The organism is Mesorhizobium sp. Cs1299R1N1, assembly GCF_037179655.1.
Taxonomy (GTDB): domain Bacteria; phylum Pseudomonadota; class Alphaproteobacteria; order Rhizobiales; family Rhizobiaceae; genus Mesorhizobium; species Mesorhizobium salmacidum.
In genome coordinates, this window is sequence record NZ_JAPYKR010000002.1 from 288,276 (window position 1) to 309,842 (window position 21,567).

18 protein-coding genes, 1 tRNA gene, 1 pseudogene and 1 riboswitch are annotated in these 21,567 nt (G+C 62.3%); of the genes and pseudogenes, 5 read left to right on the forward strand and 15 right to left on the reverse strand.

The window, feature by feature from the left end:
• Window positions 1-18 precede the first annotated feature (18 nt).
• On the reverse strand, window positions 19-411 hold the full coding sequence (gene apaG / locus O7A70_RS04830; RefSeq protein WP_027146773.1) for a Co2+/Mg2+ efflux protein ApaG: 393 nt from the start codon (window positions 409-411) through the stop codon (window positions 19-21).
• A gap of 220 nt (window positions 412-631) precedes the next feature.
• Here apaG and O7A70_RS04835 point away from each other — a divergent pair, with 220 nt between their 5' ends.
• Entirely contained in the window at window positions 632-1,783 is a 1,152-nt protein-coding gene (locus O7A70_RS04835; protein ID WP_337139353.1) for a ceramide glucosyltransferase, read from the forward strand.
• 27 nt (window positions 1,784-1,810) lie between these two features.
• Here the strand turns inward: O7A70_RS04835 and O7A70_RS04840 are convergent, their stop codons facing one another.
• Window positions 1,811-3,001, reverse strand: a complete 1,191-nt coding sequence (locus O7A70_RS04840; protein ID WP_337139354.1) for an O-succinylhomoserine sulfhydrylase — start codon at window positions 2,999-3,001, stop codon at window positions 1,811-1,813.
• Between the two features lie 58 nt (window positions 3,002-3,059).
• A riboswitch (SAM riboswitch) is annotated at window positions 3,060-3,137 on the reverse strand.
• Between the two features lie 140 nt (window positions 3,138-3,277).
• Between O7A70_RS04840 and O7A70_RS04845 the strand changes: the two genes are divergently transcribed.
• On the forward strand, window positions 3,278-4,369 hold the full coding sequence (locus O7A70_RS04845; protein WP_337139681.1) for a 2'-deoxycytidine 5'-triphosphate deaminase: 1,092 nt from the start codon (window positions 3,278-3,280) through the stop codon (window positions 4,367-4,369).
• A 77-nt stretch (window positions 4,370-4,446) separates the two neighbouring features.
• Here the strand turns inward: O7A70_RS04845 and O7A70_RS04850 are convergent, their stop codons facing one another.
• The 5 genes from O7A70_RS04850 to chvE all read right to left on the reverse strand — a co-directional run bounded on the left by O7A70_RS04850 (window position 4,447) and on the right by chvE (window position 10,136).
• On the reverse strand, window positions 4,447-4,716 hold the full coding sequence (locus tag O7A70_RS04850) for a hypothetical protein (protein ID WP_337139355.1): 270 nt from the start codon (window positions 4,714-4,716) through the stop codon (window positions 4,447-4,449).
• Window positions 4,717-4,950: 234 nt separating this feature from the next.
• Window positions 4,951-5,943, reverse strand: coding sequence for an AraD1 family protein (gene araD1 / locus O7A70_RS04855; RefSeq protein WP_027145660.1), 993 nt, complete (start codon window positions 5,941-5,943; stop codon window positions 4,951-4,953).
• A 201-nt stretch (window positions 5,944-6,144) separates the two neighbouring features.
• On the reverse strand, window positions 6,145-7,437 hold the full coding sequence (mmsB, locus tag O7A70_RS04860) for a multiple monosaccharide ABC transporter permease (protein ID WP_337139356.1): 1,293 nt from the start codon (window positions 7,435-7,437) through the stop codon (window positions 6,145-6,147).
• Entirely contained in the window at window positions 7,434-8,966 is a 1,533-nt protein-coding gene (gene mmsA, locus O7A70_RS04865) for a multiple monosaccharide ABC transporter ATP-binding protein (RefSeq protein WP_337139357.1), read from the reverse strand. The genes mmsB and mmsA overlap by 4 nt, the downstream gene beginning before the upstream one ends.
• Window positions 8,967-9,065: 99 nt before the next feature.
• Window positions 9,066-10,136 carry a multiple monosaccharide ABC transporter substrate-binding protein gene (gene chvE, locus O7A70_RS04870; RefSeq protein ID WP_140507547.1) on the reverse strand — a complete coding sequence of 357 codons (1,071 nt, stop codon included), beginning with the start codon at window positions 10,134-10,136 and terminating at the stop codon, window positions 9,066-9,068.
• Window positions 10,137-10,427: 291 nt separating this feature from the next.
• Here chvE and O7A70_RS04875 point away from each other — a divergent pair, with 291 nt between their 5' ends.
• The 3 genes from O7A70_RS04875 to O7A70_RS04885 all read left to right on the forward strand — a co-directional run bounded on the left by O7A70_RS04875 (window position 10,428) and on the right by O7A70_RS04885 (window position 12,912).
• The gene (locus tag O7A70_RS04875; RefSeq protein ID WP_337139358.1) at window positions 10,428-11,417 is read left to right on the forward strand and encodes a LysR family transcriptional regulator; all 990 of its coding nucleotides are present in this window, start codon (window positions 10,428-10,430) and stop codon (window positions 11,415-11,417) included.
• A gap of 107 nt (window positions 11,418-11,524) precedes the next feature.
• On the forward strand, window positions 11,525-11,875 hold the full coding sequence (locus tag O7A70_RS04880) for a protamine-2 (modular protein) (RefSeq protein WP_337139359.1): 351 nt from the start codon (window positions 11,525-11,527) through the stop codon (window positions 11,873-11,875).
• A gap of 275 nt (window positions 11,876-12,150) precedes the next feature.
• Window positions 12,151-12,912: a Stf0 family sulfotransferase gene (locus O7A70_RS04885; RefSeq protein WP_337139360.1), complete on the forward strand. Its 762-nt coding sequence runs from the start codon at window positions 12,151-12,153 to the stop codon at window positions 12,910-12,912.
• A 64-nt stretch (window positions 12,913-12,976) separates the two neighbouring features.
• On the opposite strand, the gene O7A70_RS04890 is transcribed toward O7A70_RS04885, so the two are convergent.
• The 8 genes and pseudogenes from O7A70_RS04890 to O7A70_RS04925 form a co-directional block, all read right to left on the reverse strand.
• Window positions 12,977-13,050, reverse strand: a tRNA-Gly gene (locus O7A70_RS04890).
• Window positions 13,051-13,102: 52 nt separating this feature from the next.
• A complete protein-coding gene (locus O7A70_RS04895) occupies window positions 13,103-15,034 on the reverse strand; it encodes an acyltransferase family protein (protein WP_337139361.1) in 1,932 nt (643 codons plus the stop codon).
• Window positions 15,035-15,244: 210 nt separating this feature from the next.
• Window positions 15,245-16,735 carry a hypothetical protein gene (locus O7A70_RS04900; RefSeq protein WP_337139362.1) on the reverse strand — a complete coding sequence of 497 codons (1,491 nt, stop codon included), beginning with the start codon at window positions 16,733-16,735 and terminating at the stop codon, window positions 15,245-15,247.
• A 63-nt stretch (window positions 16,736-16,798) separates the two neighbouring features.
• A complete protein-coding gene (locus O7A70_RS04905; protein WP_337139363.1) occupies window positions 16,799-17,827 on the reverse strand; it encodes a glycosyltransferase family 2 protein in 1,029 nt (342 codons plus the stop codon).
• A 121-nt stretch (window positions 17,828-17,948) separates the two neighbouring features.
• Window positions 17,949-19,379 carry a sensor histidine kinase gene (locus O7A70_RS04910; protein ID WP_337139364.1) on the reverse strand — a complete coding sequence of 477 codons (1,431 nt, stop codon included), beginning with the start codon at window positions 19,377-19,379 and terminating at the stop codon, window positions 17,949-17,951.
• Window positions 19,376-20,049: pseudogene (locus tag O7A70_RS04915) on the reverse strand (response regulator transcription factor). Before O7A70_RS04915 ends, O7A70_RS04910 begins: the two are co-directional and overlap by 4 nt.
• Window positions 20,050-20,095: 46 nt before the next feature.
• Window positions 20,096-20,482: a hypothetical protein gene (locus tag O7A70_RS04920; protein WP_337139365.1), complete on the reverse strand. Its 387-nt coding sequence runs from the start codon at window positions 20,480-20,482 to the stop codon at window positions 20,096-20,098.
• A gap of 189 nt (window positions 20,483-20,671) precedes the next feature.
• A complete protein-coding gene (locus O7A70_RS04925) occupies window positions 20,672-21,289 on the reverse strand; it encodes an outer membrane protein (protein WP_337139366.1) in 618 nt (205 codons plus the stop codon).
• Between the last annotated feature and the right edge of the window lie 278 nt (window positions 21,290-21,567).

Here is a 21,567-nt window from a genome sequence, read left to right on the forward strand (position 1 = left end):
CAGCGCGACCGCCGGTGCTCAGTTCACCGTGCGCCTTGTCCCCGGCAGATCGAGCGAGAAGGCGGGGATTGCGATGTCGAACGTCTCGCCGCGCTTGTTGCGCATCGTGTAGCGTCCGACCATGATCCCGGACGGTGTCGAGAGCGGGCAGCCGGACGTATATTGATAGCTGTCGCCGGGATTGAGCTCCGGCTGGTCGCCGACAACGCCCGGCCCGCGCACTTCCTCGACCCGGCCGGCACCATCGGTGATGTGCCAGTAGCGCGACAACAACTGCACGAACTCGTCCGACTGGTTGTCGATCGTTATCTGATAGCCCCAGACATAGCGGTTCTCCGAGGGATCCGAACGGTCCTCGAGATAGAACGGCCTGACCTGCACTTCGATGTTGCGCGTCACGGCGCGGTACATGAGCGGCTCCAAAACAATCCGACGATTTTCGACGCTCCCGGTGAGCAGGTCAACGTGCGCGTCTTGTCGCGCCTAGCCTTGAACCGCAGGTGCCGGCAAAGAATGTCATTTAAGTGACACACGACAATGGTGGTGTGCACGAACCGGGCGACTCGGCGCTCTGTCGAACTGTTGAAAACGGCCACGATGCGGGCGGCCTTTCCGGAGTGACCAGATCTCGATGGAACTCACCTTCATAGCCGCCTCGCTTTCGACCGCTCTCATCCTTTCAAACGCCGCCAGCATTTCGCTCGCCGCCTCACGGCTGAAACGGCGCGGCACGATCGCCCCGCCCGCCGCCAAGTCGCAACCGGTATCGATCGTCGTCCCGTCGCGTGGCGTCGAGGCGTTCACGCATGAGACGCTGGAACGCGCCTTCGCGCTCGACTGGCCACGTTATGAGCTGATCTTCTGCGTCGCCCATGCCGACGATCTGGTGGTCAAACTGATAAACAGGGCGATTGCCCGGTTTTCCAAGGTGCCGGCCCGGCTGCTGATCGGTGACGACCGTGTCAGCGCCAATCCAAAGCTCAACAATTGCGTCAAGGGCTGGGAAGCGGCGCGCCACAGCTGGGTCATTCTCGCCGATTCCAACGTCTTGATGCCGAGGGACTATGTCGAGCACATGATGGCGGCATGGCGGCCCGACACCGGCCTTGTCTGCTCGACGCCGATCGGCTCGCGACCCGAGGGTTTCTGGGCCGATGTCGAATGCGCCTTCCTCAACACATTGCAGGCCCGCTGGCAGTATGCCGGCGAGGCGCTCGGCCTCGGCTTTGCCCAGGGCAAGAGCATGCTGTGGAACAAGCCGATGCTGGACGCCAATGGCGGCATTCGGGCGCTGGCTGCCGAGATCGCCGAGGACGCCGCCGCCACCAAGCTGGTCAACGGCCTCGGCCTGCGCGTCAATCTCGTTGCGGCGCCCTTCGAGCAGCCGCTCGGCCAGCGTACCGTTGGCGAGATTTGGTCGCGCCAGGCCCGCTGGGCGCGCCTGCGCCGCGTCACCTTTCCGCGGTTCTTCGCGCCGGAAATCCTGACCGGCGCAGCGGTGCCTCTCGCGCTCGCGCTGGTTGCGGCGGCGAGCGCGGGCGTCAGCCTCTGGGCAACCGCGATTGCCGTGTTGGCGGCCTTCTACCTTCCGGAATGCGCGCTGGCCTTGTCCAAGGGCTGGCATCTGTCGCCGCGCATGGTCGCGGCGATGATCGCGCGGGACGTGATGCTCCCGTCCATCTGGGCGCGCGGCTGGCTCGGCGGCGCCGTCGACTGGCGTGGCAATGCCATGACCATCCGCACCAAGGCGGCCGAATTGGAGGAGACGCCGTCGCGCGCCTGATCGCCGCGGACGACGCTCCTAAGCAGCTTATCTGGCTGCCTGCAACGCCTGCGCGATGTCTTCCAGCAGGTCGTCGGCGTCCTCCAGGCCGACAGACAGCCTGAGCGTGCCAGGCCCGATGCCGAGTTCGGCGCGGGTCTCGTCGCTCAAATTCTTGTGCGTCGTCGTCGCCGGATGGGTGATCAGGCTCTTGGCATCGCCGAGATTGTTCGAGATCAGCACGATGTCGAGGGCGTTCTGCAGGGCGAAGGCCGCCGGCTTGCCACCCTTGACGTCGAGGCAGATCAGAGTCGAACCGCCCGACATCTGCTTCTTGACGATATCAGCCTGCGGGTGGTCGGCGCGGCCGGGATAGATGACGCGAGCGATCTGCGGCTGCTCGGCCAGGAAGTCGGCGATCCTGCCAGCACTTTCCGTCTGCTGGCGCACGCGCACCGGCAGCGTCTCGAGGCCCTTCAGCAAGGTCCAGGCATTGAACGGCGACAGGCTGGGGCCGGTGTGGCGGAAATAGTCGTGCAGGTTTTCGTCGATCCACTTCTTGTCCGACAGGATGACACCGCCCAGACAGCGGCCCTGGCCGTCAATGTGCTTGGTGGCCGAGTAGACGACGATGTGCGCGCCAAGCTGCAACGGCTTCTGCTGCAGCGGCGTGGCGAAGACGTTGTCGACGACAAGCCGCGCGCCGATCGAGTTGGCAAGCGAGGCAACGGCCGCGATGTCGACGACTTCCAGCGTCGGATTGGTCGGGCTTTCCAGGAAGAACAGCTTGGTGTTCGGCCTGACCGCCTTTTCCCAATTGGCAATGTCGGTGCCGTCGACCAAAGTCGCCTCGATGCCATAGCGCGGCGCCAGCGTCTCGACCACCCAGCGGCAGGAGCCGAACAGCGCGCGCGCCGCCACTATATGGTCGCCGGCCTTGGCGCTGCACAGCAGCGCCGCCGTCACCGCCGCCATGCCCGATGCCGTGGCGCGCGCGTCCTCGGCGCCTTCCAGCGCGCACATGCGCTTTTCGAACATGTCGACGGTCGGGTTGGCGTAACGCGAATAGATGAAGCCAGGCTCTTCGCCCTTGAAGCGGGCTTCCGCCGCTTGGGCGGTCTTGTAGACATAGCCCTGGGTCAGATAAATCGCCTCGGAGGTTTCGCCGAAGCCGGAACGCAGGGTTCCGCCATGCACGAGTGCCGTCTGAGGTTTCCAGTTGCGCGTCTTGCTCGTCATCGTCCTATCCAAACACAAAAAAAACCGGCCGCGAAAAAGTCGCAACCGGTCCATACGGCCTTGCGGCCCGACGGTCCTTTAGCGACTTGTTTAACGTGGCTGCAAGCCGACCGGCCAAATCACCACGGGATAACGACCCTTTAGACCCGCGCCACGCTTGCGTCAATTGCCGGCTTCATTAAGAGGTTTGTACCAAGGCAGGTTCCGCCAAGTGCCCAGCGGTTTTGCGGCAAGAACCTGCAACAAAGGAGACCAGTCTTGGGGCGGAGCCAGACTTTGCGGCAGACAGGCATTCTTCCCGATCAGGACATTTCGGCGCTGTTCCAGTCCGGCGCGCTGAAGTCGCCGCGTGCGCTCGATGCCGACCAGATCCAGCCGGCTAGTCTTGATCTCAGATTGGGCGAAAAGGCCTGGCGGGTGCGGGCCTCGTTCTTGCCCGGTCCCAACCACAAGGTCTCGGAAAAACTTGATCGGCTGCAACTGCACGAGATCAATCTGGCCGAAGGCGCGGTTCTCGAAACCGGCTGCGTCTATATTGTGCCGCTGCTCGAAAGCCTGGCCCTGCCGGCTGACATTTCGGCCTCGGCCAATCCAAAGAGCTCGACCGGTCGCCTCGACATCTTCACCCGCGTCATGACCGACCGTGGCCACGAGTTCGACAAGATCGCCGCCGGCTACAACGGTCCGCTCTATCTCGAAGTCAGCCCGCGCACCTTCCCGATCGTTGCGCGCACCGGTTCGCGCCTGTCTCAAATCCGCTTTCGCACCGGCAACGCGCTGCTTTCGGAAGCCGAACTGCATGAATTGCACCGCGCCGAGATGCTGGTCGCCACCGAGCCGCCGAACATTTCTGGCGGCGGCATCGCGCTGTCGATCGATCTCAATGGCGACAAGGATGGGCTGGTCGGCTATCGCGGCAAGCACCACACTGGCCTCATCGATGTCGACAAGCGTGCCGCCCAGGATGTCCTCGACTTCTGGGAGCCGATCCACAAGAGCGGCGCCGGCGAACTGGTGCTCGATCCTGACGAGTTCTACATCCTCGTCAGCCAGGAGGCGGTGCATGTGCCGCCGCTCTACGCCGCCGAGATGACGCCCTTCGATCCGCTTGTCGGCGAGTTCCGTGTCCACTATGCCGGGTTTTTCGATCCGGGGTTCGGCCATTCGGCGGCCGGCGGCACCGGCAGCCGCGCGGTGCTCGAAGTGCGTAGCCACGAAGTGCCGTTCATCCTCGATCATGGCCAGATCGTCGGCCGGCTGGTCTACGAACACATGCTAAAGCGCCCGCAGGCGCTTTACGGGACCGACCTGGGCTCGAACTACCAGGCACAAGGCCTGAAGCTGTCCAAGCATTTCCGCCCGCGCTGATCCTGGCGCCATGAGGCCATGCAGAACGTTAGCCGACCCCGTAGGCTCGACGACTTCAGCATCCGTTTGACGTTCGACTAGCCGTGAAACATGCGCTTTTTCGCAATGCCGAGACACGCATTGAAGCTGCCGATGAACAGCAGTTCGCGCCGTGCGAGTTGCGTTTTACCCCAGCTGCGTGTCTGCCTTGCAGCGTCAAGCGAAGCCTTTGATCCTTGCAAGGGGAACAGGACTTTGTCCAGGCAGCCGAGGACATGGGCTCGGGCTGAGTCTATCCCGCATGGTTTGGCCGCTTCGTTCAGTTTCGCACCGCCAAGCGTGGACATTCGCCGGTCGGCGTTTTGCATCAGAAATTCGACCTGAGGGCTTGCGTACCCGGACGTTAGAAGCCGGTTCTTCATAAGTCCGAGTGCTTCGCCATAGGATTTGGGACTGCACTGCGCGGCTCCATAAGCCACGGAGGACGCGTCCGCGAGCAAGAGCGCGAAGCCAAAGGTTCGTATGGCGCCTGGCAAATAACTTGGGACCATATGTCAAAGCCTGTCATAGGACCATAGATGACGTCCTTTACTTCTGGCGCTTCACAGCGCCTTCACCGCCACCTTCACCGGCTTTTCGATTTCCAGCGGGTTGCGCAGCGGCAGGCCGAAATCCCCGGCTTCGATCTCGAACACGTCGCCGGCTTCGGTCGTGACGCCGTCGGCGAAGGACAGCGTGGCCGTTCCGAACATATGCACATGCACGTCTCCCGGCTGGCGGAACGCCGAATATTTGAAATGGTGGTGCTCGAGATTGGCGATGGTGTGCGACATGTTCGCTTCGCCCGACAGGAACGGCTTCTCCCACATTGTCCTGCCGTCGCGCACGATGCGTGACGTGCCGCGGATGTCCGAAGGCAGGTCGCCGATCAGAATTTCGGGCCCGAACGAGGCATTGCGCAGCTTGGAGTGGGCGAGGAACAGATAGTTCACGCGCTCCGTCACATGGTCCGAGAATTCGTTCGACAGCGTGAAGCCGACACGGAATGGCGCGCCGTCATCGCCGATGACATAGATCCCGGCGATCTCTGGTTCTTCGCCGGCATCCTTGGCAAAGGCCGGTGACATGAGCGCGGCACCAGGCGCGACCGCCATGGTACCGTTGCCCTTGTAGAACCATTCCGGCTGCACGCCGATCTGGCCTTTCGCGGGCTTGCCGCCTTCCAGTCCCATGCGGAACATCTTCATGGAATCGGTGAGTTGCTCCTCGCCGTCGGTGCTGAGCTTCTTGTGCATGGAATCGCGCGTCGCGGCCGAACCGAGATGCGTCAACCCCGTGCCGGTCAGATGCAGATGCGCCGGGTCGGGGTGATTGATCGGCGACAGGAGGCGCCCCCGCTTGTAGGCGGCGTCGAGATCGACCGTCTCGCCAAGTCCCTTGCGTTCGATCAGGGCCGTCAGGCCGACGCCGGTGCGGGCGGCCTCCATCGCCAGCGAATAGACGCTGCGCGCGCCGTTGATGATCCGGGTCTTCCCGCCGCTGCGGGCAACGACACGGATCGTCTCGGCGTCGTCGAGAATCTGCGAGATCAGCATGATCAGTCCTCTCTCATTTATCTGTATCCGGCTGCCAATGGGCAAACCCTGACCGGCGCGGCGCGGGAACGCGCCACGGTTGAAACGTTCGTCCGGATTGCGTTCGCGAACCTGGTCCTTCCCCGGACTTCTTGGTGCCGACGGGCCGCCGGCAGCTTCGCGATCTAGAACCCGTATGCCTCCTAGTCCTCGCCCCAGCCCTTAAGCCTTGTTCTTGTTGTAGACGTCGAAGATGACGGCCCCGAGCAGGACCAGTCCCTTGACCACCTGCTGCCAGTCGACATTGACGCCCATGATCGACATGCCGTTGTTCATCACGCCCATGATGAAGCCGCCGACCACAGCGCCAATGACCTGGCCGACGCCGCCCATCGCCGAGGCGCCGCCGATGAAGACGGCCGCAATAACGTCGAGCTCGCTGCCGAGGCCCGCGGCCGGCACGGCCTGGCCGAGACGCGCGGCGATGATGAGGCCGCCGAGAGCCGACAGCACGCCCATATTGACGAACACCAGGAGCGTCAGCCGCTCGGTGTTGATGCCCGACAGTTGCGCCGCCTTGGCGTTGCCGCCCATGGCGTAGATGCGGCGGCCGATGGTCATGCGCTTGGTGACGAAGACGAACAATGAAATCAGCACGCCCATCACCAGCAGCACGATCGGCAGGCCCCGATAGGTCGCGAACTGGAAGACCAGGAACAGCGCCAGCGCGCTGCCTACCAGGATCTTGATGACGAACAGCGCGAAAGGTTCGGCCTCATAGCCGTGGCGTTCGCGCTTGCGCCGCGCCCTGAAGCCGAAATAGGCGTAGGCGAGCACCGCGATCACGCCCAGCACGATCGTCGTCATGTGCAGCGTGAGCCCGCTACCCAAAATGGTCTTGCCGGCGGCATTCACCGTCGGTGGGATCAGCGTCAGCGGGCCGATCACGTCCGGGATGAAGCCGGAACTCAGTGCCTTGAAACTGTCGGGCAGCGGACCGACCGAGGAGCCGCCGCCAAGCAGCGCCTGGCAGATGCCGCGAAAGATCAGCATGCCGGCGAGCGTCACGATGAAGCTTGGTATGCGGTGATAGGCGATCCAGTAGCCTTGCGCGCCACCGATCAACCCACCGACGATCAGGCAGACGATCGAGACAACGAGCGGATTGCTGAACATGCCAAGAGGCCAGATCACCATCATCATGGCGGCAAGTGCGCCGATGAAGCCGGCGACCGAGCCTACGCTGAGATCGATATAGCCGGCGACGATGACCAGCAGCATGCCGAGCGCCATGACGATGATGAACGAGTTCTGCTGCACCAGGTTGCTGAGGTTGACTGGTTTGAACAGCGTTCCCGACGTCGTGTACTGGAAGAACAGCATGATGACGATCAGCGCGATGATCAGGCCGTATTCGCGCAGGTTCGTCGTCAGCGCCGAGACGGCGATGCGAGGACCCTGCTTGACGTCCTCGGCGGTGCCGCTTTGCGGCGCGGGAGCGCTGTCTGTGCTCATGATGCTTTTCCTTCTCCGCGAACAATGGCGCGCATGATTTTTTCCTGGCTGGCGTCGCTTGCCGCCATCTCGCCAACGATGCGCCCTTCGTTCATGACATATATTCTGTCGGAGATGCCGAGCAGTTCCGGCATTTCCGATGAGATGACGATGATCGCCTTGCCCTCGGCGGCGAGGCGAGCGATGATTGTATAGATTTCGTACTTGGCACCGACGTCAATGCCGCGCGTCGGCTCGTCGAGGATCAGAACTTCCGGGTCGGCGAACAGCCATTTCGATAGCACCACCTTCTGCTGGTTGCCGCCCGAGAGATTGCCGGTCAGTTGATAGACGCTGGATGCGCGGATATTGGTCTTTTTGCGATAATCGTTGGCGACGCTCATTTCGTGCATATCGTCGATGACGCCGCCATTGGAAACGCCGGCGAGGTTGGCCAATGTCACATTGTGCTTGATGTGGTCAATGAGGTTCAGCCCATAGGTTTTGCGGTCTTCGGTGACGTAGGCGATGCCGTTCTGCACCGCCTTGCCCACTGTCGAAAGGTCCACGGGCTTGCCGTTGAGCAGCACCTCGCCGCTGATGCGCCGGCCATAGGAGCGACCGAACAGGCTCATGGCGAATTCGGTGCGGCCGGCGCCCATCAGCCCGGCGATGCCGACAACTTCGCCCTTGCGCACCTTGAGGTCGATGCTCTTGATCACTTGCCGTTCGGCATGGATCGGGTGGTAGACGGACCAGTCCTTGACCTCGAAAATGACGTCGCCGATATGAGGCTCGCGCGGCGGGTAGCGATCGTCGAGGGACCGGCCGACCATGGAGGTGATGATCCGGTCCTCGCTGATGTCCTTCCTCGGCAATGTCTCGATCGTGCGCCCGTCGCGGATCACCGTCACCTTGTCGGCGACGCGGTTCACCTCGTTGAGCTTGTGGGAGATCAGGATCGAGGTCATGCCCTGCCGCTTGAACTCAAGCAAAAGATCGAGCAGCGCCTGGCTGTCCTTCTCGCTGAGCGATGCCGTCGGCTCATCGAGGATCAGGAGCTTCACTTCCTTGCTGAGTGCCTTGGCGATCTCGACCAGCTGCTGCTTGCCGACGCCGATATGGGTGATCAGCGTCTTGGGGTCTTCCTTGAGCCCGACTTTCTTCAAAAGCCCGGACGTGCGTGCCTCGTTGGCGTCCCAGTCGATGACGCCGTAGCTGGCGTGCTCGTTGCCGAGGAAAATGTTCTCGGCGATCGACAGCATCGGCACCAGCGCAAGTTCCTGGTGGATGATGACAATGCCCTTGTGTTCGCTGTCATGGATGCCTTTGAAATGGCATTCCTGGCCCTGAAAAATGATCTGGCCATCATAGGTGCCGGAGGGATAGACGCCCGACAGCACCTTCATCAGCGTCGACTTGCCGGCGCCATTTTCGCCGACCACGGCGTGGATCTCGCCTTCCTCTACGCTGAGGTTGACGTTCGAGAGCGCCTTCACGCCGGGGAACGTCTTGGTGATGTCGCGCATCTCCAAAATCGTCGAGGTCATTAGGGCAAGCTCCTAGGAGGCCGGCAGAACCCATACCGGGGTCGCTTTTAACGAAAAGGGGCCCTGCGTTGCGCAGGACCCCTGACTTTATAACCGAAATTACTTCAGGTCTTCGGCCTTGATGTAGCCGGAGTCGACGACCAGCGCCTGGTAGTTCGACTTGTCGACTTCATGCGGCGTCAGCAGGATCGAGGGAACGACCTTGACGTCGTTGTTGTAGGTCTTTTCATCCAGGCCTTCCGGCTTGCCGCCCGAGAGCACCTTGTCGACCAGCTGCACCGTGGCCTTGGCCAGTTCGCGGGTGTCCTTGAACACGGTCGAGTACTGCTCGCCCGAGATGATCAGCTTGACCGAGGCGGTCTCGGCATCCTGGCCGGTCACGATCGGCCAGGGCTGTGCGTCGGTGCCATAACCGACAGCGCGCAGCGAGGCGGTGATGCCGCGCGACAGGCCGTCATAGGGCGACAGGACGCCATCGACGCGGCTGCCGTCCGAGTAGTTGGCCGACAGGAGGTTGTCCATGCGCGCCTGGGCGGTGGCGGCGAGCCAGCGCAGCGTGCCGACCTTGTCCATGCCGGTCTGGCCGGACTTGATCTTGATCGAGCCGTCGTCGATCAGCGGCTGCAGGACGGAGATTGCGCCATTGTAGAAGAAGAAGGCGTTGTTGTCGTCGGGCGAGCCGCCGAACAGTTCGACGTTCCACGGCTTGGTGTTCGGGAAACGCTCCTTGAGGCCCTTGACCAGCGAATTCGCCTGGATCACGCCGACGCCGAAATTGTCGAAAGTGGTGTAATAGTCGACATTGGCGGTCTTCTTGATCAGGCGGTCATAGGCGACGACGACGACGCCCGCGTCGTTGGCCTTCTGCAGCGCATCCGACAGGGTGGTGCCGTCGATCGAGGCGATGATCAGCGCCTTCGGGCCCTTGGTGATTTCATTTTCCAACTGGCTGAGCTGGTTGGGGATGTCGTCCTGCGCGTACTGCAGGTCGACAGTGTAGCCGAGAGCCTCGAGCTGGGATTTGACGGCGTCGCCGTCATTGATCCAGCGCTGCGAGGTCTTGGTCGGCATCAGCACGCCGACAAGACCCTTGTCGGCCGCGTGCGCCTGATAACTCATGGCAGCGATGCCAAGGGCCGCGACGGCGGCCAGCGTTTTGATGATCTTCAACTTACTCTCCCTGGTTGATGGACGCGACACCTCGGGGCTTCGCGGGCCGCGCAGCCAGACAGGAGCGCAAACGCGCCGCTGTCGGCTTTATCGATCTCCGGTATCCTCCCAATCGGCTCCGCGATGCAGTTTCAATCGATACGATTTTGGTCGTTACCGCCCTTGCACCCCGGAACGCGCGAAGGGTGGGTCGCTTTGCCATAACTGTCAAATGCGATCTTTGGTGGTTGCTATACCGAAACCGGTATGATCTAGCATGCGGAAAGGAACCGGCGGAAGGGCTGGAAGATCATGGCGGCATTGCGCGATCCCGATGCGATTCCCGTAAGTTACGAGAAGCTCCCGGGCAATGGGGAGACACTCCTGCGCAGTGGCTTGAGCTTGCGCCACATGCGCATGATCGCCGCCCTCGACGATCACGGACGGGTGAGCGCCGCGGCCCAGGTCATGAACATCTCCCAGCCGGCCGCCTCGCGCATGATCGCCGAGATGGAGGCGGTGCTCGACGTGAAGCTGTGCGAACGGCTGCCGCGCGGCGTGACCCTCACCCCCTATGGTCAGGCGCTCGCCAGGCGGGCCCGCTCGATCCTGCTCGAGATGCACGAAGCCGACCGCGAGATTGCCGAGCTCAAGGCCGGCAAGGGCGGTTCGGTGTTCCTCGGCGCCGTGACCGCGCCAGCGATCGAATTGGCCGTGCCGGCGATTCGCGAGATCCGCCGCATCTACCCGCGCATCGAGATCACCATGCAGGTCGAAACCTCCAATGTGCTCGCCCGCGAGCTGATCGCCTCGCGCCACGACTTCATCATCGCCCGCATTCCCGACGACCTCAATCCGCGGCTGTTCGAATCCCGCGTGATCGGCGTCGAGAAAGCCTGCCTGATCGTGCGCCGCGGCCACCCGCTCGCGAGGGGTAATGTAGTGCGGCTGGAAGACACCGCTGCCTATGACTGGGTCTTCCAGTCAGGCGGTTCGCCATTGCGCCAGGCGATGGAGAGCAATTTCCTGAACCGCAACATCGCGCTGCCGGATCGGATCTTGAATACCAGCTCGCTGCTGCTCACGCTGGTCATGGTCGCGCAATCCGATGCCATAGCGCCGGTCTCGGTGCAGGTGGCGAAGTTCATCCAGAACCCGGACGGACTTGCCGGCGCCATCGACGTCGTCCAGACCGAGTTCGACATCGAGGTCAGGCCCTACAGCCTGATCACGGTCAGGAATCGCGTCCTGTCGCCGGCGGCCAAGATGCTGCATGATTTCATCCTGCGTGAAGTGGGGTGATGGAACGAGAACCACCTCCGCGCGTTCAAAACCGATCGGCATGCGCGCTGGAGCCTGTTTCGGGCGAGGGAACGAGGTGTCGGTGGTTAACAACTCGGGAGGTTTTTATGGAACGTCGGTTGTTTCTTACTGGAATGCTTGGCGTTGCGGGGGCGGTTGCGTTTGCAAGCGTGGCCCGACCCGGCCGCGCGCTTGCCGGTGTTCCCCAGGGCAATGGAATTCTCGATGAGTTGGACAAGCCGGATCCGGCTGTCTTCGAAGAGGATGACCAGGTCGAACTGGAGCAGGTCTCCCACCGCCGTTGGCATCGCTGGAGACATCATGGTCCCGATGGCTACCGGCGTCGCCGCCGTGGACGCCGCCGCGGCTGGAGACGAGTTTGCCGCAGCTACTGGCGCCACGGCCGCCGCCGCGTCCGCTGCTGGCGCGAGCGCGTCTGGCTCGGCGTCTGGCTGTAATCGCTTCTGGCTGACGCCAAAGGGCGGCCACCACAGCGTGGCCGGCCTTTGCGCGTATATTCAGGGCTCTTCGAGCCCAAGGCGTGGCGTTGATTACCCAACTGTAACGTGTTTGGGCCTGCATTTTGCCTTAGCCTACGGTCGAATCGACGGAACCATAGAGGCCTTTGTCCGTTGAGGCGCTGTTTAAGCGGAGCTTTGACCATGGCGGGGGACCATCAAGAAGAACGGCATTCTGCAATCGACATGACGCGGGCCGCGGACCATCGGCACGCATGAAGGGCGTCGCGATACTGACCGAAGCCCGCAGCGGCTCCGAATGGCTTGGCAGCCTCACAAACAGCACGGGATTGTTCGGCAAGTCGGCCGAGTGGCTCGACACGGCCAATCTGGGGTGCAAGCCGAAATCCTTCGATGATCTGCTGTCCGCCGTGATCGATCGCGGCGGGACTGCAAACGGCACGTTCGCCGTGAAGCTGTTTCCACGGCACCTTCATTGGTCGCAGGCCAAATACGGAGCCGACTTCCTGGCGGAATGCGGCCGGCGCCATGACCTGGGTCTGGTCCTGCTGGAGCGACGGGACCGTCTTCGCCAAGCGATTTCCTATTGCCGGGCAAAGGCGTCGGGCCATTGGAAAAGCACGATGGACGGCGCGGATATGGTTCCGCAATACGACTTCGCAGGTATCTGCCAGGCCTATTTCCTGATCGAGCAGAGCTATGCCTTCTGGGAGGCTTACCTGCGGTTGGCCGATCTGCACTACGATCACTTTTTCTATGAGGATCTGTTGGAGGATCCTCGTCCTTACGTCGCGTCGGTGGCCCGGCAGTTGTCGGTGGGAATGCCGGACGGAGAGTTCGAGACGAATTTGCGGCTGCAGCGGGACGACCTCACCGAAGATTGGGCGGAGCGGTTCCGCAACGACGTCAAATCAGAAGACCTGCTGGCGCATCTGCCCAGGAAGGTGGCGCCGCGGAATATCAACAACCTCGCCCGGTTCCTCCTCAAGAAGCAGATGCGAATCGGCCAAGCCTAGGCTCACCGACAGTGCTGCCAAGTGGACAGGTTCGGCCTGGGCCAACGGACTCTTGGCTTCAGGGTGGAGCGGGTAGCGGGAATCGAACCCGCGCGTTCAGCTTGGGAAGCTGACAGGCTACCATTACATCATACCCGCGCTGCAGCCTCGTTATCATGACGGCATGGCTTCGGGCAATCGCAAACCGGTCTCACAATGCGGGCTTCGCCAGCTCACCGGTGACGGTCGGTGCCTGCTCCCTGGCCTTTGCGACTTCGCCGCCGGCGGCGAAGCTTGGCCAGTATTTCGAGATGGCCAGCGTCGCGCCGGCGGAAGAGAAATGCCCGTAGTCGAAATAGAGAAACTGCTTGCTGGTGGCATCCTCATAGGAACAGCCGATGGCGTCGCACAGATAGGTAAGTGGATCGATGAAGGTCGCGCCCTTGGCGAAGAGCTGCACCTGCTTGTTGATATCGGGATCCATGGCCATCGGCCAGGATGTGTTCGCGGCGCCTTCGTGTTTAGCAAAGAAAGCGACCTTCTGGACGTCGGCGATGAACTCCGGAGACTGGCCGATGACATAGACCTTGACACCCATGTCGCGCAGCCGGTCGATCGTCGTCTGCAGTCCGTCGAAGCCCCTGGCCTGGTAGTCCGTCCATCGGCCGCTCAGGATCACCGCCTGGATATTGTCATCGCGGATGATCGACAGCGCCCGTTCGTTGAAGCGGGTGCAGGTTGGCCTGGCGTAGGAAAAATAACTGAGGTTGGGTGGACAGCCGGCATAGGTATATTGGATGACGTTGGCCTGGATTTTCTGCGCGTTGGCCTCAAGGCCCGAAACGTAGTGAGCCGCGAAGGAATCGCCCCACAGCAGCACATTGGTGGGAAAGCCATGCGTGCGCGTGCAGTCGGCAAGGTTCCAATTCTCGATCCGGCTCGTACCCTCGTTGAAGCAGACGCCATTGCGCCAGTCGTCCACCACGATCCGTTGCGTCGAGAAATCGGGGAACCGCTGCGGAAAGCCCTCGCCGAGCACACCGGCCAGACCGCCGACGCACAGCAGGGCGATCGCCGTCGCCGAAAAGGCGAAGATCGGCAGCGGGGCGGTGAAGGTTCGCTTCTGCCGGAAAGGCTGCTCGACATATTTCCACGAGAAGGTCGCCAGGGCGAAGCTGGCCACCGTCATCGCGACGATCGTCGGCACCGAGATGGCTTTCAGCGAGAGATAATGGACGAAGGAATTGATCGGCCAGTGAACAAGATAGAGCGAATAGGAGATGAGGCCGACCCAGACGATCGGAGCGAATTGAAGCACACGCGTGGCAACAGGCACGGGCCGGTCCGCGTGATTCTGGCCCGCATAGATGAGCAAGGCCGTTCCGATACAGGGAAACAGGGCATTGTAGCCGGGAAACGGATCGCTTTCCGAAATCGTCAGGAAACCAAATGCGAGCAGGGCAAAGCCTGCAAGGCCGACCAGTTCCGTTGCCGTCCGGTTGGCAAGTGGCGGCGGCTTCTTCAGCATCAGCATGGCGCCCAGCGCCAGCTCCCAGGCGCGTGTCGGCAAGAGGTAGAAGCCGGCGGTCGGCGCCATCGTGGTCGCCATGACCGCCAGGGCAAAACTGCCGATGGCGATCGGCAGAAGTATCGTCAACCAGCGCTTCGAGGCATACCGGTAGATCAGATACACAAGGATCGGCGCGAAGATGTAATACTGCTCCTCGACCGAAAGCGACCATGTGTGCAGCAGCGGCCGCAGTTCGGCGTCGATCGAAAAATAGTTCGTCGTCTTCCAGAAATAGATGTTCGACCAGAAGGTCGAGGCCGCAATCACGCTGAGGCTGAATTCGTGCAGATCCGACGGCAACAGGATGAACCAGGCCGCAATGCTGGCAAGCAGGATGACGAAGGTCAGTGCCGGCAGGATGCGCCGCGCACGACGCCAGTAGAAGCGTCCGATCGAGAACTGGCCGCGCTCGAGATCATCCAGCAGGCTGCCGCTGATCAGGTAGCCCGATATCACAAAGAAAATATCGACGCCGGTGAAGCCCCCGGGAATGGCGGATACGCCGAAATGGAAAAGCACCACGGGGAGCACTGCAACGGCCCGCAGGCCATCGATGTCGCGCCTGTAATTCATTCGACCGGTCCGTACGCGGTGACCCGCGGTGGCCGTGCGGCGCCGCCTGACATGCCCGTCATAAGGCAATCCCCATTGTGCGAAAAACCTTGGCTCGTAGGCCTCACGGACTGTGCTATGCAGCACAACTTTGCTGCAGTGCAACATCCGTGTCAAGGCGAATAGCAGGCCTTCGAACGCTTGCCACGCCGGTTTTGTGGGATTGGTGATTCAGGTGCTGGGCAGGTAGATCACGGCATGATCGTCCGCATAGGCCCGCTTCCAGCCCAGTTCATTGAAGAAGGGGATTCGGGTGTCATCGGCTGTAAGCAATGCCCAGCCGATGGCGTATTTCTTCAACTGGGCCTCGAGCTGCGGCTTTCCGTCGCTGTGCCCCGTTGCATCATCCGTTTTCGTGAATCCGCCCAGGAACAACTGGTCCGTCCTGCCGTCGATATAAGTCTTGATGTCGTGGAAAATCAGCGTGCCGCCGAAATTGTAGGAATTCAGCACATTGCCGGACAGGTGGTGATCCCGCGCGAAAGCAAGGGCGCCGGTGGCTGATGTCGCCGGGCTCGGCGCGACCTGGTAGGCACTGCCGAGGATCGAGACCGCACCGACCAGCAACACAGCCATCGCGCCGCAGATGGCATAGAACCGGCTGGCGAAGAGTTTTTCCAGCCCGTCGCGCTTCTCCGCCAGCCAGGCCGTGGTCGAGAGCGAAGGATATTGCTGTGCGATCTCGACCGCGATGACCAACGGAATCAGCAGGAAGGGCAGATATACAAATCGCAGATGGGCGAGATAGACATGCAAGGTGAAGACGATGAACAACGCCTTGGCCCAGCCGATCCGCGGCCTTGACACCAACAGCCCGAAAATCGCCAACAACATCGCCGCTTCCTGGAAGAGTTGCTCCTGGGCATTGAACGGGTTCCATTCCAGGATGAGTGGAACAGCCTCATTGCCATAGGCCACGGTGAGCGTGGCCAGGATGGCTTTCACGCCATAGGGGTGCAGCAGGCTGACCAACGGACAGAGCAGGCCGAAAGCGACCCATTTTACCAGGAGGGAGGGTTTAGACAGACCCGCGCGCGCCAGCAGATCGAGCCCGGCAAAGGCCGCGATGATGAAGCTCAGGGTAAACGTGGCATGCAGGTTCGCCCACAATACGACTAGCACGAGCAGCCACGGCGGTGGGGCTCTCTCTTCTCGCGCGGCACGAAACAGCATTGCCGTCCAGACGACGATGATCGGCAAGGTGAAGACATGGGGGCGCGCGGTATAGATCGGGGCGATCAGGAGGGCCGCGGCGAGGGCCAGCGCTATCGCCAATATCGGCTTCAGCCATGCGCTGAGGAACCATCCCATCAGGAAGACCGTCAGGCTGATCGTGGCGATGATCAGTGTGACGACGCCATTCCAGCCACCCGCGCGGTAGGCAAGGGCCAGCAAGACCTGCCCCAGCCATTCCTTGGCGATCCAGGGCTGGCCGGCAAAAGTGTGGGAATAGGGGTCGACGGTTGGAAACGTCCGGTTTTCCAGGAAATCCAGCCCGACCTTCACTTGCCACCAATTGTCGGGATCCTGCAGGATCGCGCCGGCAAAGGCCGTGAGCAGATAGGCCACGGCGCAAGCGCAGAGAAGGCAGAATATCAGCCTGATGCGTTGCGCGTCCCCGAGCGACGGCGTGGCGGTCGCGATGGCGGCGGCCTGGTTCACGTCAAGGCTCCGGGCGAGCACATCCTGCCCATGCCGTTCCGTTGCATCCGGTCGACCTTCGCCTCAGCCACGCGCGGCCCTTTTCGCCATCTCCTGGAGGCGGTGGACAGGCAAATCCTGGCCTTCAGCCGCTGCCTGGCTTCGTGAGACGATCTCGTTGACGAAATAGAGCGGCCGCCGCTTCGTTTCCATGTACATACGGCCGAGATATTCGCCGAAGATGCCCAGCACCAGAAGCTGGACGCTGCCCAGGATAAGCATGATCGCGGCAAGGCTCGTCCAGCCGGGCAGAACATTGCCGACAGACCATTCCAACAGCGTATAGCCAAGCACGACCAGACCGAGCAGCCCGAACATCATTCCCAGCAGCGAGGCAAAGCGCAAAGGCACGATCGAAAAACTGGTCATCGCGTCGACCGCCAGAAGAACCATTTTCTTCAGCGGGTAGTGGGTGGTTCCGGCAAAGCGCCGTTGCCGTTCATAAGGGAAGGCGACCTGCCTCAGCCCGATCCAGCTCACCATGCCGCGAATGAACCTGTAGCGTTCGGGCATTGCAATCAGATGATCGAGCGCACGGCGGCTCATCAACCGGAAATCTCCGGAGTCCGATGCGATCTCGACATCGACCATCCTGCCGAGCAGACGGTAGAACATCGAGGCGGAAGCCAGCTTGAACCAGCTCTCGCCGTCCCGTTTCACCCTTTGGCCGTAGACGACGTCGAAGCCTTCATCCATCTTCGCCATCATCGCACCCAGCAGTTCGGGCGGATCCTGGAGATCGGCGTCGAGAATGAGAATGCGCTGGCCGCGGCAGAATTCCAGCCCCGCGCTCAAGGCGATCTGGTGGCCGTAGTTGCGTGCAAGATCGATGGCGACCACATGGTCGTCCTTTTCGGCCAGTTCGAAAATGGCCTGGCGGGTGCCGTCGGTCGCCCCGTCGATGACGAGCACGACCTCGTAGGGGAGGCCTTGCTCGAGGCATACCGCGCTGACGCGTCGATGAAGCTCCGCCACGCCGTCGCGTTCATTGTAGCAAGGCACGACGACCGACAACATGGGTGCGCGATGCGCGCTGATTTTTCCCGTTCCCACCAAAGCCCTGGCTCCCGCTTTGGAAATGGCAATAGCGGCAATTGGTTAGAAAACAGATAAGTCAGGGATCGGCGCGGCTACTGGCTGGCGGCCGCCACGCGTTTTGCGTCAACGGCCTGGGTCACGACCGAACCGGCAGTTCCATGCGGATGCGGGCACCGCGCCATGAGCCCGCCAGGATCCGGATCGTTCCCTCGTGCAGCAGCGCGATCTGTCGGGCGAGGTTCAGCCCCAACCCCGCCCCGCGCGACTGCGGCTGCAGGCGATAGAAGGGCTCGAAGACATTCTCGCGCTCTTCCACGGGAATGCCGGGACCTTCGTCGCGCACTTCGATGCCGCCCGTCCTGTCGATCGCAATCGTGATGGTACCGGCGCCGCCGCCATGCTCGATGGCGTTGCGCACGAGGTTGGCGAGCGCCCGCTCGATCTGCAGCACGTTGACTTCGATGCGTGTCTTGTCGGGCGAAGGCTCGAAGGCAAGGTCGTAGCCGGCCTCGATGGCGAGCGGCGCGAAGTCGGCCGCCACCCGGCTGACGAGATCGTCGAGATCGACGATCTCGCGCTGGTCGGATGGGCGGTCGAGCAATTGATGGTCGAGCAGTTGTTGTGCGAGGTGCGACAGGCGCTCGATATCATGCAGCAGCCGCGTGCTTTGCGGCTCCTGCCGCAGCAACTCGGCGCGTGTGCGCAGGATGGCGATCGGCGTGCGTAATTCGTGCGCCGCGTCGGTGAGGAAACGGTTGTGTCGGTCGTATCCCTGCGCGAGGCGGGCCAAAGCCTCGTTGAAAGCATGCACCAGAGGCGCGATTTCCTGCGGCACGTGTTTGACCGGCAACTGCATCGCGCGGGTACCGATATCGATGCGGGCAGCCTGGCGGACGGTTTCGACAAGGCCGGCAAAGGAGCGGCGGACCACGGCCGGCGTCGTCACCAGCGTGGTGGCGCCCATGACGAGGACGATGGGCAGCAGCAGGATCGCGATGACGAGCGCAAGCGCCGGCAGGGCGCGCTCCCAATTCCTGCTGCCGTCCGGATAGCGGGCGACCTCCACCGTGGCCGAAATGTTGATCTCGAGCCCGTCGGTCTCCTGGCGCGACGACTGCGTCGCGGCAATGATCTGTACCGCGCCGGCTTTGGTCGAAGCGTTCTCGATATAGGCTTCCGGCCGCATGTCCTTGTCGGAGAATCCGATCGTGGCGTGGTCTGCCTGGCCGAGCAGGCCACCGATCTCTTTGGTGTAGACATCCGGTATCGCGCCGGAACGGACGCTCTGCCCGCTGTCATCGCGCACGACGTACCAGACATTGGGGAAGCTCTGGCGAAACGCGGCGAGGTCTTCCGTTTCACGGACAATCAGCCTGCCGTCCTTGTCGCGGTCGACGGCGTCCTTGACGGCCGCGACGGCAGCCTCGTTGTCGATAAGCAGCCTCGGATTGGCGATCCAAAGGGCTGCCGCGCACAGCACGATGAAGAGGAGCAGCGTCGCCGCCTGCAGCAGGATCAGCCGGCGGACCAGGATCCATTGCAGCGAGCGCGCGCGCACCTTCTTCACGAGGCTGCCCGCAGGAGATAGCCAAGATTGCGGATCGCCCGTATCTCGATGCCGGCGGCGACATCGTCGAGTTTGCGGCGCAGCCGCGAGACATGCGCGTCGAGCGCATTCGAGCCGATCTCGTCGTCCAGGGCGTAGACGGCCTCCTCGAGAGCGCTGCGCATGATGGTCCGGCCCGGCCGGCGGATGAGTGTTTCAAGCACCAGCCTTTCACGCCGCGGCAAATCGAGCGCCTGATCCTCGACCAGCGCCTCGCGATGGCGGAAATCATAGGTGAGGCGACCGACCATCGTCTGGTTGGCGCGCGAGGTGAACGAGCGGCGGTGCAGGGCGTGGAGCCGCGCGACGAGTTCCACCGTGGCGAAGGCTTGACCATGTAATCGTCGGCGCCGGCATCGAGCCCGGCAACCCGGTCCTCCAACCCGCTCATCGCCGTCAGCGCGATCACCGGCACATCCAGATGCAAGGCGCGCAGGCGCGGGATCAGGCTGAGGCCGTCGCCATCCGGCAGCCGGCGGTCCAGCACCACGGCGTCGTGATGACCCAGACGAGCGACCGCCTCCGCGTCGGCCAGGGTCGCGGCGTGGTCGACGATGATGTCCAGGCGCTCCAGGGCGGCCTTCAGCACGGACGCCATTTCCGGTTCGTCCTCGATCAGCAGGACGCGCATTGGCGTTCTCCTTCACGCGCCGCCGCAGGATTTGCGGGGCGGCGGTTCATTCGCATTCCAGCTTTGGCCGGCGGAAATTGGTGATGAACCAGCGGCCGCCGGAAGCTCGGGCATAAAAAGTGTAGAAGCATTCCTGACGCTCGATATAGCCGGGCGTTTCAGTCTCTTCATAGACGGTTCCGTGTTTTGTTTGGCGGACCTCCCCACTCGATGTCCCGGAAACCGCTGACGTGGATATCTTGCGCCACTGATAGGCGCGCTCTCCCTGGCCGAGGTCGACGATCGCCGTTGGCGGACCGTAATCCAGAACGACCGATTCGACCGGTTGTCCGACATAGTTCTTCATGATGTCGGAGGCGCAGCCCGCCAATGCGACCGCGATCGCAATGAACAATAGCTTGGACGACCGTCGGCCGGGGCGATGCGTGGACATTGCTGATTCCCATGGTGAAAATTCACGCCGGGGACCTAGATTGCGAAGATTACATCGACATTGCGAAAGCATGGAATGTTCCTTGCCTCGAGGGGACGTCCGTGTCCGGCATCGACGCATCAACAACAAGATCGCGCGATGCCGTTGCGGCATCGCGCGATCAAGCTCGGCCACTTGCTGTTCTGGAATCTAGAACCGGTAGTTGAGGCCAGCCTTCAGCTCATGACTGCCGATCGTCTCCTTGGACCTGCCAAGGGCCGATGTCGTTTCAACGCCGGGGGTGCGGACATAGTCGTACTCGACCTTGGCCAACAGGCCGCCGGCGAAGCCCTGCTCGATGCCGGCGCCGACGAGGTAGCCGACCTTCCATCCGTCGCTGCTCCTCACGCCGTCGCCCTTGTCGAACCTGGTCATGGCGACGCCACCGGTTCCGAACAGCAACGTCTGGTCGAAGCTCACGCCGGCCTTCGCCTTGGCCGCGCCGCGCCATTTTTCCTTGATCTTGCCGCCCCGGACATCGTGTTCGGCGCCGCCCAGATAGGAACCTTCGATCTCGGCGCCGACGACCGCCGGGCCCATCTGTTGGTTGTAGCCGGCCTGGACGCCGCCGCTGAAGCCTTTTCGACCGGCGAACGGGTTCGGCATCCCCGTGAACGCCGTGCCGCCATGGACGCCGACATAGGCGCCGCTCCACTGGAAGGCGGGGGGATCGTTGTAGGCAGGCGAGAGGTCGGCGGCCATCGCCGGCCCGAGAAGGCACAGGGCGAGGGCACTCGCCGTCAGGACGATCTTTGCTTGAGGGGACACTGCATTACTCCAACACAAACGCGCATCCGGCACCCGATACGCTGGTTAATTGCTGAGGACCCTGGCCGTTGAGGCGGCAGGCTCCGATCGGTGTCTTTCAGGGATGGCTGCGCGGTTCTGGGGACCGGCTTTCGCCGGCTGTGGTAGGGGCAGAGCGCCGCGCGGTCCGTCACCTGAAAGACGCCTGGTATCTCGCAAGTGAAAATTGCACGCACATTGCGCAAAATTGGAAAATGACGATTTTGTGCTTTATTTTCAATAAATTAAAATGAAATTGT

Excerpts from the sequence above, each read along its gene's own strand:
- mmsB (WP_337139356.1), bottom strand. The coding sequence starts at position 7,437 with ATGAGCACAGACAGCGCTCCCGCGCCGCAAAGCGGCACCGCCGAGGAC.
- mmsA (WP_337139357.1), bottom strand. The coding sequence starts at position 8,966 with ATGACCTCGACGATTTTGGAGATGCGCGACATCACCAAGACGTTCCCC.
- O7A70_RS04880 (WP_337139359.1), top strand. The coding sequence starts at position 11,525 with ATGGAACGTCGGTTGTTTCTTACTGGAATGCTTGGCGTTGCGGGGGCG.
- apaG (WP_027146773.1), bottom strand. The coding sequence starts at position 411 with ATGTACCGCGCCGTGACGCGCAACATCGAAGTGCAGGTCAGGCCGTTC.
- araD1 (WP_027145660.1), bottom strand. The coding sequence starts at position 5,943 with ATGCTGATCTCGCAGATTCTCGACGACGCCGAGACGATCCGTGTCGTT.
- O7A70_RS04875 (WP_337139358.1), top strand. The coding sequence starts at position 10,428 with ATGGCGGCATTGCGCGATCCCGATGCGATTCCCGTAAGTTACGAGAAG.
- O7A70_RS04850 (WP_337139355.1), bottom strand. The coding sequence starts at position 4,716 with ATGCAAAACGCCGACCGGCGAATGTCCACGCTTGGCGGTGCGAAACTG.
- O7A70_RS04885 (WP_337139360.1), top strand. The coding sequence starts at position 12,151 with ATGAAGGGCGTCGCGATACTGACCGAAGCCCGCAGCGGCTCCGAATGG.
- O7A70_RS04840 (WP_337139354.1), bottom strand. The coding sequence starts at position 3,001 with ATGACGAGCAAGACGCGCAACTGGAAACCTCAGACGGCACTCGTGCAT.
- O7A70_RS04835 (WP_337139353.1), top strand. The coding sequence starts at position 632 with ATGGAACTCACCTTCATAGCCGCCTCGCTTTCGACCGCTCTCATCCTT.
- O7A70_RS04895 (WP_337139361.1), bottom strand. The coding sequence starts at position 15,034 with ATGAATTACAGGCGCGACATCGATGGCCTGCGGGCCGTTGCAGTGCTC.
- O7A70_RS04920 (WP_337139365.1), bottom strand. The coding sequence starts at position 20,482 with ATGTCCACGCATCGCCCCGGCCGACGGTCGTCCAAGCTATTGTTCATT.